General features: G+C 67.7%; 19 protein-coding genes and 1 pseudogene. 15 read left to right on the top strand and 5 right to left on the bottom strand.

The genetic code is table 11. The features are described 5' to 3' along the window. Together MJ777_RS19025 and MJ777_RS19030 are read right to left on the bottom strand one after the other, a co-directional pair. A pseudogene (locus MJ777_RS19025) lies at nucleotides 1–1,738 on the bottom strand (hypothetical protein); the annotation flags it as partial. Next, nucleotides 1,735–2,022 carry a hypothetical protein gene (locus tag MJ777_RS19030; protein ID WP_239310331.1) on the bottom strand — a complete coding sequence of 96 codons (288 nt, stop codon included), beginning with the start codon at nucleotides 2,020–2,022 and terminating at the stop codon, nucleotides 1,735–1,737. The pseudogene MJ777_RS19025 and the gene MJ777_RS19030, both read right to left, overlap by 4 nt. On the opposite strand from MJ777_RS19030, the gene MJ777_RS19035 reads away from it, so the two are divergent. Together MJ777_RS19035 and MJ777_RS19040 are read left to right on the top strand one after the other, a co-directional pair. Next, nucleotides 2,009–2,257, top strand: coding sequence for a helix-turn-helix domain-containing protein (locus MJ777_RS19035; RefSeq protein ID WP_239310330.1), 249 nt, complete (start codon nucleotides 2,009–2,011; stop codon nucleotides 2,255–2,257). The two genes, MJ777_RS19030 and MJ777_RS19035, sit on opposite strands and share 14 nt — an antisense overlap. Nucleotides 2,258–2,261: 4 nt before the next feature. Continuing rightward, complete coding sequence (locus MJ777_RS19040) at nucleotides 2,262–2,525, top strand: hypothetical protein (RefSeq protein ID WP_239346993.1); 264 nt, start codon at nucleotides 2,262–2,264, stop codon at nucleotides 2,523–2,525. On the opposite strand, the gene MJ777_RS19045 is transcribed toward MJ777_RS19040, so the two are convergent. Then, the gene (locus MJ777_RS19045) at nucleotides 2,473–3,165 is read right to left on the bottom strand and encodes a DUF5710 domain-containing protein (RefSeq protein WP_239377327.1); all 693 of its coding nucleotides are present in this window, start codon (nucleotides 3,163–3,165) and stop codon (nucleotides 2,473–2,475) included. The genes MJ777_RS19040 and MJ777_RS19045 overlap by 53 nt on opposite strands. A 307-nt stretch (nucleotides 3,166–3,472) precedes the next feature. Here MJ777_RS19045 and MJ777_RS19050 point away from each other — a divergent pair, with 307 nt between their 5' ends. The 7 genes from MJ777_RS19050 (at nucleotide 3,473) to MJ777_RS19080 (ending at nucleotide 9,176) form a co-directional block, all read left to right on the top strand. Continuing rightward, a complete protein-coding gene (locus MJ777_RS19050) occupies nucleotides 3,473–3,895 on the top strand; it encodes a transposase (RefSeq protein WP_239377328.1) in 423 nt (140 codons plus the stop codon). 72 nt (nucleotides 3,896–3,967) lie between these two features. Further along, nucleotides 3,968–4,744 (top strand): transposase, encoded by a 777-nt coding sequence (locus tag MJ777_RS19055; protein ID WP_239377329.1) that lies wholly within the window; start codon nucleotides 3,968–3,970, stop codon nucleotides 4,742–4,744. Nucleotides 4,745–5,179: 435 nt separating this feature from the next. After that, on the top strand, nucleotides 5,180–5,437 hold the full coding sequence (locus MJ777_RS19060) for a hypothetical protein (protein WP_239346994.1): 258 nt from the start codon (nucleotides 5,180–5,182) through the stop codon (nucleotides 5,435–5,437). Between the two features lie 191 nt (nucleotides 5,438–5,628). Next, nucleotides 5,629–5,835 (top strand): MazF family transcriptional regulator, encoded by a 207-nt coding sequence (locus tag MJ777_RS19065; protein ID WP_239310327.1) that lies wholly within the window; start codon nucleotides 5,629–5,631, stop codon nucleotides 5,833–5,835. Continuing rightward, complete coding sequence (locus tag MJ777_RS19070) at nucleotides 5,832–6,539, top strand: Fic family protein (protein ID WP_239310326.1); 708 nt, start codon at nucleotides 5,832–5,834, stop codon at nucleotides 6,537–6,539. Before MJ777_RS19065 ends, MJ777_RS19070 begins: the two co-directional genes overlap by 4 nt. Nucleotides 6,540–6,869: 330 nt before the next feature. Continuing rightward, complete coding sequence (locus MJ777_RS19075) at nucleotides 6,870–7,130, top strand: hypothetical protein (protein WP_239377330.1); 261 nt, start codon at nucleotides 6,870–6,872, stop codon at nucleotides 7,128–7,130. Between the two features lie 78 nt (nucleotides 7,131–7,208). Next, a complete protein-coding gene (locus MJ777_RS19080; protein WP_239377331.1) occupies nucleotides 7,209–9,176 on the top strand; it encodes a toll/interleukin-1 receptor domain-containing protein in 1,968 nt (655 codons plus the stop codon). Nucleotides 9,177–9,204: 28 nt separating this feature from the next. On the opposite strand, the gene MJ777_RS19085 is transcribed toward MJ777_RS19080, so the two are convergent. Then, entirely contained in the window at nucleotides 9,205–9,450 is a 246-nt protein-coding gene (locus MJ777_RS19085) for a hypothetical protein (protein ID WP_239347487.1), read from the bottom strand. Between the two features lie 306 nt (nucleotides 9,451–9,756). Between MJ777_RS19085 and MJ777_RS19090 the strand changes: the two genes are divergently transcribed. The 6 genes from MJ777_RS19090 (at nucleotide 9,757) to MJ777_RS19115 (ending at nucleotide 12,503) form a co-directional block, all read left to right on the top strand. After that, complete coding sequence (locus tag MJ777_RS19090) at nucleotides 9,757–10,023, top strand: hypothetical protein (RefSeq protein ID WP_239377332.1); 267 nt, start codon at nucleotides 9,757–9,759, stop codon at nucleotides 10,021–10,023. A gap of 224 nt (nucleotides 10,024–10,247) precedes the next feature. Further along, nucleotides 10,248–10,529, top strand: a complete 282-nt coding sequence (locus tag MJ777_RS19095; protein WP_239310321.1) for a type II toxin-antitoxin system Phd/YefM family antitoxin — start codon at nucleotides 10,248–10,250, stop codon at nucleotides 10,527–10,529. Next, on the top strand, nucleotides 10,526–10,807 hold the full coding sequence (locus tag MJ777_RS19100; protein WP_239310320.1) for a type II toxin-antitoxin system RelE/ParE family toxin: 282 nt from the start codon (nucleotides 10,526–10,528) through the stop codon (nucleotides 10,805–10,807). The genes MJ777_RS19095 and MJ777_RS19100 overlap by 4 nt, the downstream gene beginning before the upstream one ends. Before the next feature lie 332 nt (nucleotides 10,808–11,139). Further along, nucleotides 11,140–11,397, top strand: coding sequence for a type II toxin-antitoxin system Phd/YefM family antitoxin (locus MJ777_RS23220; protein ID WP_239395537.1), 258 nt, complete (start codon nucleotides 11,140–11,142; stop codon nucleotides 11,395–11,397). Then, nucleotides 11,382–11,780: a type II toxin-antitoxin system VapC family toxin gene (locus MJ777_RS19110; RefSeq protein ID WP_239377334.1), complete on the top strand. Its 399-nt coding sequence runs from the start codon at nucleotides 11,382–11,384 to the stop codon at nucleotides 11,778–11,780. The genes MJ777_RS23220 and MJ777_RS19110 overlap by 16 nt, the downstream gene beginning before the upstream one ends. A 582-nt stretch (nucleotides 11,781–12,362) precedes the next feature. Next, nucleotides 12,363–12,503: a hypothetical protein gene (locus MJ777_RS19115; protein WP_239312165.1), complete on the top strand. Its 141-nt coding sequence runs from the start codon at nucleotides 12,363–12,365 to the stop codon at nucleotides 12,501–12,503. Between the two features lie 303 nt (nucleotides 12,504–12,806). Here MJ777_RS19115 and MJ777_RS19120 read toward each other — a convergent pair whose 3' ends face one another. Continuing rightward, nucleotides 12,807–13,961, bottom strand: a complete 1,155-nt coding sequence (locus MJ777_RS19120; protein ID WP_239377335.1) for a 4-hydroxybenzoate 3-monooxygenase — start codon at nucleotides 13,959–13,961, stop codon at nucleotides 12,807–12,809. Between the last annotated feature and the right edge of the window lie 495 nt (nucleotides 13,962–14,456).

Raw genomic sequence — 14,456 nt, forward strand, 5'->3', positions numbered from 1 at the left:
CGTCGTGGGTGAGGCGCAGCGGGCCCGCGTGGTGCCACCCGGTCGCCTCGGCGCCGCTGCCCGGCTCGGGATCGATCCGCAGCCGCAGGTGCGGCGGGGTCACGGCCAGGCGCTGGACCACCGCGCCGGCGACGCAGGTGACCTCCCGCGTCACCGTCTCCTCCTGGTAGGCGGCCGCGGCCGGGGAGACCGTCATGCCCGGCGGGGCCGAGATCACCGCCTCCGCGGGCTGAAGCCCCCGAGGGCTGGTAAGCCGAGGGGCCGGGTATGCGGTGACGCCCAGGCCCTCCGCGAGCACCACCGTGCGGCGCAGCCCGGGGACCACAGAGATCACGACCTCGCCGAGCAGCGGCCGCCGCATACCGCGCCACAGGACGTCCGGTCGCCACGTGTCACCGGTCGTCGTGACACTCGCGAGGGTGGCCGCGGAGCCCGTCCGCCGTGCCTCGACCCGGAAGGTGGCCTGACCGGGCGGGAGCAGGACCTCGGGGGGCGAGGCGAGGACAGGCCCGCCGGCGACGGTCGTGACGCCGGGGATCGGCGGACCCGTGCGCAGCACCGGCCTGGTCCGGCCGCGCACGAGGCGCCGGCTGGCGTCGGCATCGGCATCGGCGTCCGCATCGGCGTCGGCATCGGCATCGGTACCGAGGGCGATCCAACCAGCCTCCCGCAGGTCCACCTGGATGAGGCGCCAGCCACGCCAGGCGAGCGGGAGCGTGCTTGTCACGAGGATCCGGACCGGCGCGTCGGAGCGCAGTTCGGCGCCCGCCGAACAGAGCAGCCAGACGGCGTCGGCGGGCAGTGCCCCGTCCACGAGTGTCCCGTTCTCGTCGAAGGCCAGCAACGTGGCGCCCTCGGCGGTGATCTCCTCCGGCAGCGCCGCGCGGGCCTGTCCCGAGACGCCGTCCGTCAGGAGGACCCCGCCGCCGAACGGGTCAAGGCGCGCCTGGCCCACCCCGTCGGGGAGGCCGCCCGCGGAACCGGCGTGCTCCTCCGGTGCGGCCACGTGGGCGAGCACGGCCACCTCGGCAGTGGGCGCGCCAGGCAGCCCCAGCACCCCGAGCGCCGCGAGGAAGGCGTCACCCCACTCACGGGCGGACCGCGCACGCGACCGCAGCCCCGCGGCCCGGTGCCAGGCCGGCCAGAACGCCGTCGTGCCGGCCCCGGACGCGGCGCGGGCGATCCCGACGACGACGCAGGCGGGCCACCTCCGCGCCACCCCGCCTGCCCCCAGCACCCGGGACTGCGCTCCCAGCGCCGTAGCCACCGCCTGCGCGAGCCCAGGCTCTGCCTCAAGCCGTCCGGCGAGGGCACCGGCCCGGAGCTCTCGCCGCCAGCCGGACTCGAGTAGATCGAGCAGCCTGTCACCGGCGATGGTGCCGCTGATGGCTCTACCTCCACTGGGCAGGATGGCCTCCGAGGAACGCTTGCGCCGCTTGTCCCGCGAGGACTGACACGAGACTGCGTCCTCGAGGGTCTCCGGCGCAGGCCTGACGCCCACGATGGTGACACGCTGGCCGTTCGTGGGCGCGCTGACCACCGTGCGACGCGAGGAGACACGTTCCTGTCGGACGTGCATGCGGTTGAGGCCCAAGCGTCGACGCATCTCGGCGAGCCGATGTGCGCGGTTCTCCGCCACGAGCCGTCCCGCCCCTGCCTCGACCTCGCGGCGGTTGTGTTCGTCGGGGAAGAACTCGGCGAGGAAGCCGTCTCTATCGTATCCGTGGGCGGTGCTCACGCGTCACGTTCCTTGAGGTCGAGGGCGTAGCGGGCTTCGGCGAGCGGAATCTCTCTTTCGTACCAGGCTGACCACTGGCCGGCCTTGTCTCCGGCAACAAGCAGGACCGCACGGCGCTCGTCGTGATGGCGGATGCGGCCAAGCGCGAGACCGTCGGGCCGACTGCCGGCGTTGCTGGTCCCGCCCGGACCAAGCCGGTTCGAGCCGGTCAGCGGGTACAGCCGGCGGCTGAGTTGTTGGCCTGGGCCCGTGAGGAGGACGGGGGTAGTCGTGGCCTCCCGCACCGCCGAGGTGGCTCCCACCGAGGCGGCGGTGCTGCTGGGGATGTCACGTCCCCAGGTCCGCAAGCTCATGGACCGCGGCCTGCTGGAGTACCGCAAGGTCGGCACGCACCACCGCGTGCGCGTCTCGTCGATCCGGGCGTTCCTGGAGACCGAGCGCCCGCGGCGGCGCGAGGCACTCGCAGACCTGGCAGCCGTGCAGAACGACCTCGGCCAATATCCATCAGACAGGCCCTAACCGAATGAGCGCCACCACCGACGAGACCGACCTGATCCGGATCGTTCTCGCCGACGCGAACGTGCTCTACTCCCGTGTCCTGCGCGACTACCTGCTGTATGCCGCCGACCAGGAGATCATCGCTATCACCTGGAGTGCCGCGATCCTTACCCGTGCGGAAACGGTACAAGACGGGGCGAAGCTTCCGCGGGTGCGCGTTGATCACTTGTGGCAATTCAGGGCCTGGACTTGGACCGTTCGGACGGCGGCGGTGGCGGCGCGACAGTGATCCCAGCTGCGGCCAGAATGCTGAGGTCAAGAGCCCAGGTCGTGGTGGACCGTTGGGTCCAGAGTTCGAAGGCGGCATCCACGTGCTCGTGCGCCTGCGCCTCGGTGAGCCCGGTGACCTGACATAGGTGATCCAGCGCCTCGCTGTCCCGGCCGCGCAGCATTGCGAGGCCGAAATGGGTCGCGGTGTGGCAGTCGGTACACAGACATACCAGCCGGCGCAGGCGCTGGACGCAGGCGCGATTGTCGTAGGCCCAGCGTTCGTGGACCTCCAGCCAACGGCCGGTGTCCCGGTCTGGGCCGCGGCCGCATGCCTCGCACCTCTGGCCTGCGCGGGAGAGCACCATCCGCCGCAGCCGTTCCCAGTCGGCGCCGGTCACACACGTCCGTGCGTTGGTGAACCAGCATGACGACGGCACCAGATCGACGAACAAGCCGTCGCCGAACGACCGGTCCTCGCCCGGTAACAGGACCGGAAGGTCTGGTTTTGCTGCCCACCGGGTTAGTTCCGGAATATCCGGCCGAGGTGCGTACCAGCGTCGCGCTCGCGCGTCCCAACGCGCTCCCGCGGCTTTCGCCAGATCCTTCTCGGCATATGGGACATCAAGCCACCAGCGCCCAACGGACGACGATAAAGACACGAATTACCCTCCCGGGGTATGGGGACGGCAGTGCTCGGAGCCTGCCTCAGACATCAGCTTCTCCCATGATGCGTGTCGTTAGCGGTGGGGGCCGGGCGTGGCCGGCCACGTGGGGCGATGGAAAATCGTGGCTGGCCGTCCGGTCGACGTCGGGCTGACGTGGTGCCGAAGGTGAGCCCGTCCGTTAGCGTGACGTGGGGATCTTCAGGCACATGGGACTGCCGCTTCGAGCGCGACCTCTAGATTCTTTGACCATGAGATTCCCCCGGACGACCGCCTGATCTGTCGGTGTTGCCAGGAGGTTTGGGTGGATCAGCAGGTGGAACGGTGCGCGGGGCTGGACGTGCACAAGGACGAGATCGTGGCCTGCGCGCGGATCGTCGACCCGGTCGCCGAGGGCGGCCGGCGGGTGGAGCTCCACACGTTCGGGACGACGACGAGTGAGCTGCTGGCATTACGGGACTGGCTGACCGCTTTAGGGGTGACCCGGGTCGGGATGGAGTCGACAGGTGTCTTGTGGAAGGCACCGTTTTATATTCTTGAAGACGCGATCGGTGAGTGCTGGCTGCTCAACGCCCGTCATCTCCACAACGTGCCGGGGCGCAAGACGGATGCCGCGGACGCCGCGTGGATCGCGGAATTGGTGGAGTATGGGCTGGTCCGCCCGTCGTTCGTGCCGCCCCAGCCGATCCGGGAGTTACGGAACCTCACCCGTTACCGCAAGGCGTAGATCGAGGAACGGGTCCGGGAGGTCTAACGCCTCGACAAGATCCTTCAGGATGCGGGGATCACGCTGTCGTCGGTGGCGTCCGATCTGTTGGGTAAGTCCGGCCGGGCGATGCTCGACGCGCTCGCGTCCGGGACGACTGACCCGACGGTGCTCTCCGACCTGGCCAAAGGCCAGCTCCGCAAGAAGATCCCGGCGTTGCGGGAAGCGTTGACCGCGTTTTTCACCGGCCACCACGCGATCATCGTGACAGAGATCCTGGCGAAGCTGGACTACCTCGACGACGCCATCGGCCGTCTCTCCACGGAGATCGACCGGGTGATCGCCCCTTTCGCGGACACGGTCGCCCTGCTGGACACGATCCCCGGGGTTGACCTGCGCACCGCGCAATGCCTGATCGCCGAGATCGGTGTCGATATGACCGTGTTCGGCGCGGCCGAACGGCTCGCGTCCTGGGCCGGGCGCTGCCCCGGCCAGTACGAGTCCGCCGGTAAATCCGCAGGCGGCAAGACCCGCAAAGGCTCGAAGTGGCTACGGCTCTACCTCCACGAAGCGGCCCGTGCCGCGTCCCGCACGAAGAACACCTACCTGTCCGCGCAGTACGGCCGGATCAAAGCCCGCCGCGGCCCGGCCAAGGCCCGCGTCGCGGTGGAGCACTCGATCCTGGTTGCCGCCTACCACATGCTCGACCGCGACGAGCCCTACCACGATCGTGGAGCCGACTACTTCACCCGCCGCCGCGACCCCGCTCACCACGCCCGACGGCTGGCCGCCCAGATGGACGCCCTGGGCTACGACGTCGCGTTCACCAGACGCGAGACCCCACCCACCGATACCCCGAAGGCCGCCTGACAAGGACCTGAACCCAGCCTCGCCCATGCCCCGGCCCACAGCGGGCATCAGCCTGCCCGCTAAACCCATCGCGCCCAGGCCGTGAGGACTCGCCGCGGTCCCGGCACCGACAGTCCCTGGCCCAGCGCGGTCACCACCCGGCCCTGGCCGTTCCAGCGTGGTCACCAGCGCCGTGGACCCCTCGCGATCATCGGTCACCTCATTTTCCCTCTAGTCGGTGGCAAGCTCGGCACGATCTGCCACGGCATCTCCGGCCGCCCTTTGACTCGCATCATCGGGGCAGCGGCAGCCAACGCGCGATCGGCTGCGACAGCCGGTTGATCTTCAAGCGTTGAGAACGCCAGGCTACGCCCGGGCCACCGGCATCCGTGGACATGGCGAAGACCGGGCAGGCGGCGTACTGTTGTGTACACGCAGATACACAAGGAGGGTCGCATGGTCACGACGAAGGTGGGGATCCGTGAGTTCCGCGCCGGACTCGCGGACTACATCGCCGCCGACCACCCGATCGCGGTAACGCGACATGGCCGGACGGTGGGGTTCTTCATCCCGACAAGGACCGACCTCACGGCTGAGATCGCCGCGCTGAGGTCTGCGGCGGCGCGACTCGACGAAATGCTGGCGCTCGACGAGACCGAGATCGATGAACTTGTCAAGGACTACAAGGAAGCCCGGCGCGGAGAGAGCCGGTAGCCGAGGAGCTGGCCGCCTCGATGGGGACGGTGCCGTGGAGGTCGACGATCCCGCCGAGAGCGGCAAGATCGTTCGCCCATGCGCGCCTTCGTCCAGTCGCTGGGCTCGTGCGTGCGCCGGCAGGGCGGCGTCGACGCGCCGGGCGGCGGACGCCACCACAGCGGGTTCGTACTGCGACGTACCCTGTTCGTATGCGAAAGAAAGTCGTCACGATCGGGAATTCGGCGGGCATCACGATCAGCCCAGCCGAACTGCGTGCTCTGGGCGTCGGCCCCGGAGATACGGTCGAGGTGACCATCCATGCCGGGGTGCTTGAGGCCCGCGCCGTGAGCCGGTACGAGGACACCCCCCTGCCCGACCTGATCGCCCTGATCAATGCGGCGCGGACCCGGCTGTGACCTGGACCCGACAGGAGTTCCTCGCCGAGGTCGCCCGCGCCGGCGTCCTATCGCCGGACTACGCCGAGGACGTGCTGGTGCGCTTGGCGCACCACTCCGCGGCGCTTGAGGGCAACACCCTCACCCTGGCCGACACAATCACCCTGCTGGTCGACGAACGGGTGCCCGTGGCCGGCACGCCGGTGCGCGAGTTGTACGAGGTCGCCAACCACTACGAGGCGCTCGCCCGCATCCTGCAGGCTGTCGCCGACGACGAACCCCTGACCACCGACCTGGTCCGGGACCTGCACACGGCGCTGATGGACCACCTGGCCCACGACCGCGGCCAGTACAAGACCTCCAGCAACATCGTCACCGGTGCCTCTTGGCAGCCCGCACCACCCGCACGCGTCCCAGAACTCATGCTCCAGTGGGCCGACCAGGCTGAGTGGCAAACTGCCAACCTCGACAACGAGGCCCTGCTGGAGGCGATAGCCGGCGGACACGTCGCCTTCGAACGCATCCACCCATTCTCCGACGGCAACGGCCGCACCGGCCGCGCGATCATCGCCTACCAAACCATCCGCAGGTTCGGGTTTCCCGCCATACTCCAGGTCACCCAGCGACCCGGGTACATCACCATGCTCGACACCCAGGACACGCCCGCCCTGACCCGCCTCCTCGCGGTCTCACTCGCCGACGAGGCAAACCGCGCCGCAGCGTAGTCACTCTGGTCTCCTGCCCATAACGCCAGCGAGGCGGGGCCGCCCGGGAACGTCGCTACGATCGGCGGTCATGGGCGATGACGACTTCCTTGGACGGGTGTCGCGGCTGCGCGGCGAAGGTTAAGAGGCTCCGGCAATAGGGCGTTCGATCAGGGAGCGGCGTCCGGGCGGATGGATCGCGAGGCGGCGGAGGGAGGCGCCCTGTGTTGGGCGTCGACCGACAACAACGATGCGAGGCGCCGACCGGGCGGCGCGAGCCGGACAGTCCTATTGCCGGAGCCTCTAAGCCGCTCGAAGCGGATCGCGCGGGCGCTGGGCGTGGCGCCGTCAGTGGTCGCGCCGCTGGTGCGCGCCGTCGCCGCCGAGGCCCAGACAAGCGCAGCCGAGCCCGCGGTCGTCGACTGCTGGGCCACCCTCCTTGTCGCCCGCCCCGACCGTTTCGACCGGCTCTCCGTGTCCGGCTTCCTGCCGGATGAAAAGTCTTTTTGTGATGTTCATGAAGATCCGTCGGGCTTCGCTGGCGTTGCTGTCGACGGTTGCTGTCAGATTCACCGCTCGATGCCCGGACCGGTGTCGGGATCAGCACGCTGAACGTGTGCGGCGGGTACGGCCGATGGTGGCTGATCGGCTGGTTTCTGCCGTGTTGGGTGATGGTGGCATGCTGGGTGGGTGACCGTGGGGGGCAGTGAGGTTACCGGCCCGGATTTCTTCGTGTCGTATACGGGGAAGGACAGCGCCTGGGCGGAGTGGATTGCCTGGACGTTGAATGCCACCGGTTACCGGGTGGTGATCCAGGCGTGGGACTTCGGTCCGGGGTCGAATTTTGTCGATGAGATGCACCGGGCGCTCTCGTCCACACGGATGGCCGTGGTGCTGTCCACGGACTATCTGGCGTCGAGGTTCGCGTCCGCGGAGTGGCAGGCGGCCTGGCGGAATGATCCACTCGGTCGGGGGCGGAAGCTGGTGGTGTTCCGGGTGGAGGACTGCGACCCTCCGGGGCTGTTGGGGCCGATCGCAGCGGTGGACTTGTTCGGGGTGGAGCAGGAGACGGCCCGGGACCGGGTCGTGGCAGCCGCGCACTTTCCACCTGGCCCGCCGGATGCGGAGCCGGTTTTTCCGGGTGCTCGACCTGCTGTCGGGCCGGCTGTTGGTGCGGGGGTGGGAGTGGGAGTAGCTCCGGTCTTCCCGCCGGATCTCCCCGTGATGGGGGGTGTGCCGGCTCGGTTGGCGCATTTCGTCGGCCGTGACGCGTTGCTCGATCAGCTGCATGCCCGGTTGGCGGCGGCGGGGTCGGTCGCGGTGACCGCGGTGGCGGGGATGGGTGGGGTGGGGAAGACCGCGCTGGTGGTGGAGTACATCCACCGGTATGCACAGTTGTTTGACCGGGTGGGCTGGGTGCCGGCGGAGCAGCCGGAGCTGATCGGCGGCTTTCTGGCTGGGTTGGCCCCGGTGGTGGGGTTATCCGCTGAGGCGGAGCCGGCGGTGGTGGTGGCGGCGTGGGCACGTCTGCCCCGGTCGCTGCTGGTGTTCGACAACGCCGACGACCCCGATGCGATCCGTGCGATCAAGGGTGTGCGGCCGTCGCCGGGGGCGGGCCGGCTGCTGGTGACTTCCCGGCGGCGGGGTTTGACCGCGCTGGGGACGACCGTCACGGTGCCGGTGCTGCCGCGGGGGGAGGCGATGGCCATGCTGGCTGGCCGGTTCCCGGCCATGGATCCGGTGGTCGCGGATCGGATCTGTGCCCTGTTGGGGGATCTGCCGTTGGCGGTGGAGCAGGCCGCGGGATATCTCGATCAGACCGGTACCCCACCGGGGGAGTACGCCGACCTCCTCGCCGGTCAGCTCGGTGACATGCTGGATGAGGGGGAGGTGACCGACCGGCCGGGGATGACGGTCGCGGTGTTGTGGGAGTTGTCGCTCCAGCGGTTGCGTGGTGAGTGTCCGGCCGCGGTGGAGCTGTTGGAGCTGTGGGCGTTGTGCGACCCGGAGAAGATTCCCCTCGGTCTGTTCGCGGAGCCGGCCAGGTTCGACGACGGACCGTTGAAGGACGCGGCCGGTAACCGGGCGCGCTGGGCGGCGACGACCGGCGCGCTGGTGGGGTACAGCCTGGCCCGCCGTGATCAGGATATGGTGGATGTGCACCGGCTGGTGCAGGCGGCGACCCGCCGGGCCATGAGCCCCACGGTGCGCACGGCGCGGGCCGGGACTCTGGTGCGGCTGCTGCGCGGCATCCTGCCCGAAGACATCATGCGGAACCCGGAGGCCTGGCCGGTGTGGCGGGTCTATCTCCCACATGTCATCGCCGTGCTGGGGCATACCGGCGCGGATGATGCCACGATTGACGGCCTGTCCTGGCTGTGTGACCGGACCGCGACCTACCTGCAGGAACACGCCCAGCCGGCTGCGGCACTGACGCTGTTCCACCGGGCGTTGGCGATCGTCGAGGTTGTTTACGGCCCCGATCACCCGGAGGTCTCCACTGACCTGAACGACCTGGGGTTGGCGTTGTGGGCCCTGGGTCGGGCTGGTGAGGCTCTTCCGCTGGTCCAGCGGGCGTTGGCGATTGCTGAGGCCGTCTACGGTTCCGAGCACCCGAGTGGCCAGACGATTCGATATAACCTCGATCAACTGGACTGAACGTGGCTATTCGGCGTGTGGTCATGAGTTACGCGGCCACGTGGTAGGCCTGGGCGAGCAAGGACTCCAGCGCTGCCTCGGTGTCATGACCGGCGTTGTGCACCACGTCGACGGACAACAGGACGTTGGGAAGGACAGTGATTAGTTCTGTGTACCGGCAGGACCGGTAGGCCTGCTTGGCACGGGCTACCGCCTGGCTTAGAGCGCCCGGCAATAGGGGGGCGGCGTCGCGGGGCCAGGGTACGCACCTCGCATCGTTGTCGTCGGTCGCCACCCAACACCAGGGTGGCTCTCTCCTCCGCCTCGCGACGCATCCACCTGGCATCCGACAACCCCCGAAGGACTTCCAGCGCCGACCACTTAGATCTTTGTGCGAGATTCCCTGATCGAGATAAGCGCTGTCCGACGGACTGAGCGGTACGGTGAGATGGACGGTCGGTATGTGTGGGTTCTTACCGCCGCCGATTACCGCTCCAGCTAGTCTGAGGACGGTCCGTCGCCGCATTGGCTCTTCTTCCTCGTTGCTGTCTCGAAGGGTGACGGTTTCTCGGTTGTCCACTTTGTGTCGCCGCGTCGGGCGGTGAAATCCCAGGTCTTGGTCGGTGTTGGCGCGCAGGATTGCGCGAAGGGCCTGCCGGTAGCGATGTTGGGGCCAGCGGATGATGCCGCGTTCGAGTTTGCCGAGGTAGTTCCCGTCGATCTCGGTGATTGTCTGGTCGTGGTTGTAGATCCAGTGGTTGATCCGTTCGGCCAGTTCTTGGCGGGACATCGGTTCGCCGGGCGTTTCGGTGGACGCGGCGCGCGTAGGTGGTCGTTCGGTACTGTTGCGGCCCGTTCCACGGCGTGATCGGTACAAGTGTGGGTACGGCGGGACACGGCTCTGGCAGGGGCTCGGGATCTTCCCGGTGGTATCCGTGGGTATCCCTCGTGGTTTCCGATCATCAGCCCCGAGCCAGGTCGCGCGTTGACCGGGATCTGCGGCCTCACCCCTCGGGACGCTCTCGTGGGCTCGACCGTCGAAAGTCCGGCCCGCCGTCGACATCGCCTACAGGTTTGGTCATACTTCTAGTCATGACGACGTTGCCGTTGGGTGAGGTGAAGTCGCACCTGTCCGAACTCGTCGGCCGTGTACATGACCATCACGAGCGGGTGACCGTCACTGTCCACGGCCACCCGTCGGCCGTGCTCGTGGCCGTCGAGGACCTGAAGCAGCTTGAGGAGACGCTCGCGATCCTCAGCGACCCGGCCACGATGCGCCGGCTCGCGCAGTCCGACGCGGAGCTCGCACGCGGCGAAGAGGTGACCGCGGACGCACTGGCCGAGACGATGCGGCGCCGACGCGGCGCCGCATGACCGGATCGGCTGGGCCCTACACCCTGAGGGCCACGCCGACGGTCCGCCGCGCGCTCGGCGAGACCCTGCCGGAACCGGTCGCCACGGCCGCCTACGAGTTCATCACCGGCCCACTTCTCGATGGCCCGTATCGGGTCGGCAAGCGGCTGATGCCGCCGCTCGATGACCGGTTCAGTGCCCGGCGCGGAACCTACCGGATCATCTACCGCATCGATGACAAGGCCATGGTCGTGACCGTCGTCGATATCGATCACCGTCGGGACGTGTACCACCGCTGAGCGATAGTGGGCGGAATCAAGCGGCCAAGGTGACACATGGGTGGTGCACTGACCGGTTGAGGCCACCCTCAATCCCGCTGTCCACGGAACCGGGACCGCTCCAAGCGGAGATGCAGACCCGGCTGCAGTCGCTGGAGCGACGGCGCCCTCCGGTCTCGCCGGTACCCGAATCCGAGGCCGAGGCGGACATCGAAATGCGCGGCGCTTGGATCAGGTCGCTCGCTGCGAACGCGGTCCTGTCGACGTACCGGACGAACACCGTCGCGGTGGCCGCCACGTCGAGCAGCCAGGCTACGGCAGTCTCGAATCTGATAATCAGATACCATGACGGCATGCGAACCATGACGGCGACCGAGGCATCTCGGAGGTTCTCGGACCTGCTTGACGCCATCGAGGCCGGCGAAACCGTAACCATTACGCGAGGCAGTCATCCGATCGCGGAGATCGGGCCGGCACGTCGACGGACTGGCGCCGATCTTCGGGCCGCGCTCGCCGGAACGACGCCGCCGGATGACGCCTTCGAGAAGAACGTCGCCGAGGCGCTCGGCCATGTGACGGCGAACGAGGATGATCCGTGGGCCGCCGCCTGATACTCGACACCAACATCCTGATCGCCTACGAACGGGGAGCCATCGACCGGGCCAGCCTGGACGAGGACGAGCTTGCGATTGCGGCCGTGTCGGTCGCCGAGTACCGCGTCGGGATCGAGCTGGCCGACACCGCCGCCAGAGCCGCGGACCGCGCAAGATCACTGTCCGCCATGATGTCCGTGCTGGACGTGCTGGACTACACCGAGAGGACGGCTGTTCACCATGCTCGCCTCATCGCGGCCGCGCGGCAGATCGGACGGCCTCGCGGCGCCCACGATCTGATCATCGCGGCTCACGCGGCCGAGACCGGTCGAACCATCGTCAGCCGCGACGCCAAGGCACGCTTCGCCGATCTTCCGGACGTCCTGGCAGTCGAACCGTAGGTACCGTTCAGACGGTTTCTGTCACCGAAAGGGGGGTGGGATACTGAAGATCGAGGCGTCGACCATCGCCGAGTACCGGGCGCTCTTAGCGACGTGCGCTACTTGACGTCGCCCGTGAGCTCCTGCCCGTCGGCGGACCCGTCGCTGTGTGTGGACGATCACGTAATTCCCCGGGGGGGACGGGGTGCGTGTCGGGCTTGGGGTGGTCCTCCTGTTGGAGCACAGTTGCTCCTCGTCCGCGCAGGTCGGACGAGGGGTGCGACGGCGAGGAGAACCTTCGAAGGGCGGTCTCCAGCGGTCAGCGCAGCACCCCGCATCGTGCTGGGACCTACGGGGTTCTGGCATGATGCGGACGCCCGGGTGGTGCCCTGACCGGTTGAAACCACCCTCCCTCTCCTTCGTTGCTTTCTTCGTCGATCTGCGGGTTCCGCAGCCGCTGGACGGCCGCTACCAGCGCCAACAGAGCGTCGACCATGATCGTGGGAGCGTTCATTCCCTCCGCTCCCGAGAAATTTATGCGTGCAGTGCGGCTTGCTCCTTGAGTCGAGGATCCGTTGCGGGAAGGCCACCGGATTGCGGCGGATGCCCTCGAAGTCGTTCGCGATGAATTCTGCCTGGTGTGTCGCGGTCGCGGTCGCGCTCGCCTGTGACCTGCTGGCCTGGTTGGCGTTACTCGCTCTGGGCGGCGAGCTGGCGAAAACCGAGCCGAAAACGGTTCGCTAACGGCTCTTGCACACGGCCGGGCGGATTATCCGCGGCCAGCGTAAACACCGGCTGCGACTACCGGAGAACTGGCCGTGGTGGATGCGCTGCGCGCTGCTTTCACGCGGGTCCTCGCGTTGCCCGCACCCACCTGATATTCGCCCCGCCGACCCGACGATACGAGCGGGACCTGTCCGGCCCGTGGAGTCGGCGCCGACCAGGGCGACACCCGGGCCGCCTTCGTGCCCGAAGCCCAGAACAAACATCAACAGTGCCCAGCTGCAAGATTCGAACCGTTAACGATCGCGACGTGAATTTTCGAGGTTAGCGAGGTGAAAGATAGAGGTCGGCGAATTCCGCTGCGCACACCGGCGATGTCCGCAGCCGGTCGAGCCGGGCATCTTGTAGCTCGCGGGAAAATCGATTGTCGAGCTCGACATGGATGAGCTCCGACAGCCGCGTGGACGCATCCTGCGCTATCCAGGAGCGCCGTAAGCAGGTATCGGAATAGGCTGCCAGCGGTGCGTCGTCGCCATACCTTAGTGATCTTGTTACCGCGTGAGCGAGGTCCTCGGCGTCGGCGATGGCCAGGCTTGCGCCCTTGGCCGCGGTCGGCGGTATCCGCCTGGCCGCGTCCCCGGCCAACAACAGGCGGCCAAATTTGATCGGATCGTAGAACACCGTGTCCATGGATACCACGGCTACGGGCTCTAGCAAGGCTCCCTCGATGAGCGTCCAATCCTCGTCAACGGCGAGTCGGGTATGCAGTTCCGTCCAGATCCGGTCTTCCGGCCAGTGCTCTGGATTGGTATTCGATTCCACCTGCAGGTAATAACGGGTCATCTTCTCGTCGCGTAGCATCTGGCCGGCGAAGCCGGCGGTGCTGACAGAATAGACGGTGCGGCGAACAGAAGGGCCGGCTCCCACAAGAGCCGCTATCCACGCCCACCGTCCGCCCGTCCGTTCGATAGACCGGATCGCGCCGGGCGGGATGAAACCACGGCTGACTCCCTGGTGGCCGTCGCAGCCGGCAATGTAATGGCAGCGCAGTCGGCGTTCCGTGGAGTCGGCCGCCACGAAACGCACCGCCGGCCGGTCGCTGTTGAGATCCTCGATCCGCACGTCCGACACCGCGAACTCGATCGCGCCGCCGGTATCTAGATAGGCGGCGAGCAGATCGCCTACCAGCAGATGCTGGGGATAGATAGTGAGCCCGTGGCCGGTCAGCGCCTCGCAGTCGACAACAAAACGTTGCCTGCGGTGGCGGAACTCACACATGCCCGCCACCTTGCCGGCCGAACGCATCTTGTCGGCGAGGCCGTGGCGTTCAAGAATGGCCACTTGGCCTGGGCCGTAAGCGCCGGCCCGCACAAGGCTATGGATTTCCTCCTGGGTCCTCCGTTCAAGGACGACGGTGTCGATGCCGGCCCTCTTGAGGATCGTGGCCGCGATCAGTCCGGCCACGCCCGCCCCGATCACCGCGACCTCGAACGACTCGCCCCGCGGACCGTGGTCGGCGCCGGGGCCTGATTGTAACCATGGCAATACCATCTTCTTGCTCACCTCTCACCACTTGTGTCGCCCGCCTTCGGGTGACCATGGTCATAGCGGTCGGTGCGGACGCCTGGGGTGAATTACCCGTTCCGATACCCGTTGTTCACCGGAGCGGAGGTCTGCCCCGTCAACACTGCTACCCGCCCCATGCTGCCCCTGGTGACGCCCGCGCCCTCAGCTGAATAGCTGTGCGCAGGCGCTGCTCACCCGCACCATGTAATGGACGGACAGATCAATCGTAACTAGAGATCCGATGTCATAACATGAACTCTTGCACGGATGTAGTATCGGCCGGGCTCCGGTTCCCGGTCCACTGGAAGGCAAGAGGCTCCCTGGTTATCTGAATCATCCTTTCGCTCGTCGCATACTGAAGAGAATCTTAGCAGTTGGACCACGGCAGGCCCGCGACCTGCGCGGATG

Source organism: Protofrankia sp. Cj5 (genome assembly GCF_917627405.1).
Lineage (GTDB): Bacteria > Actinomycetota > Actinomycetes > Frankiales > Frankiaceae > Protofrankia.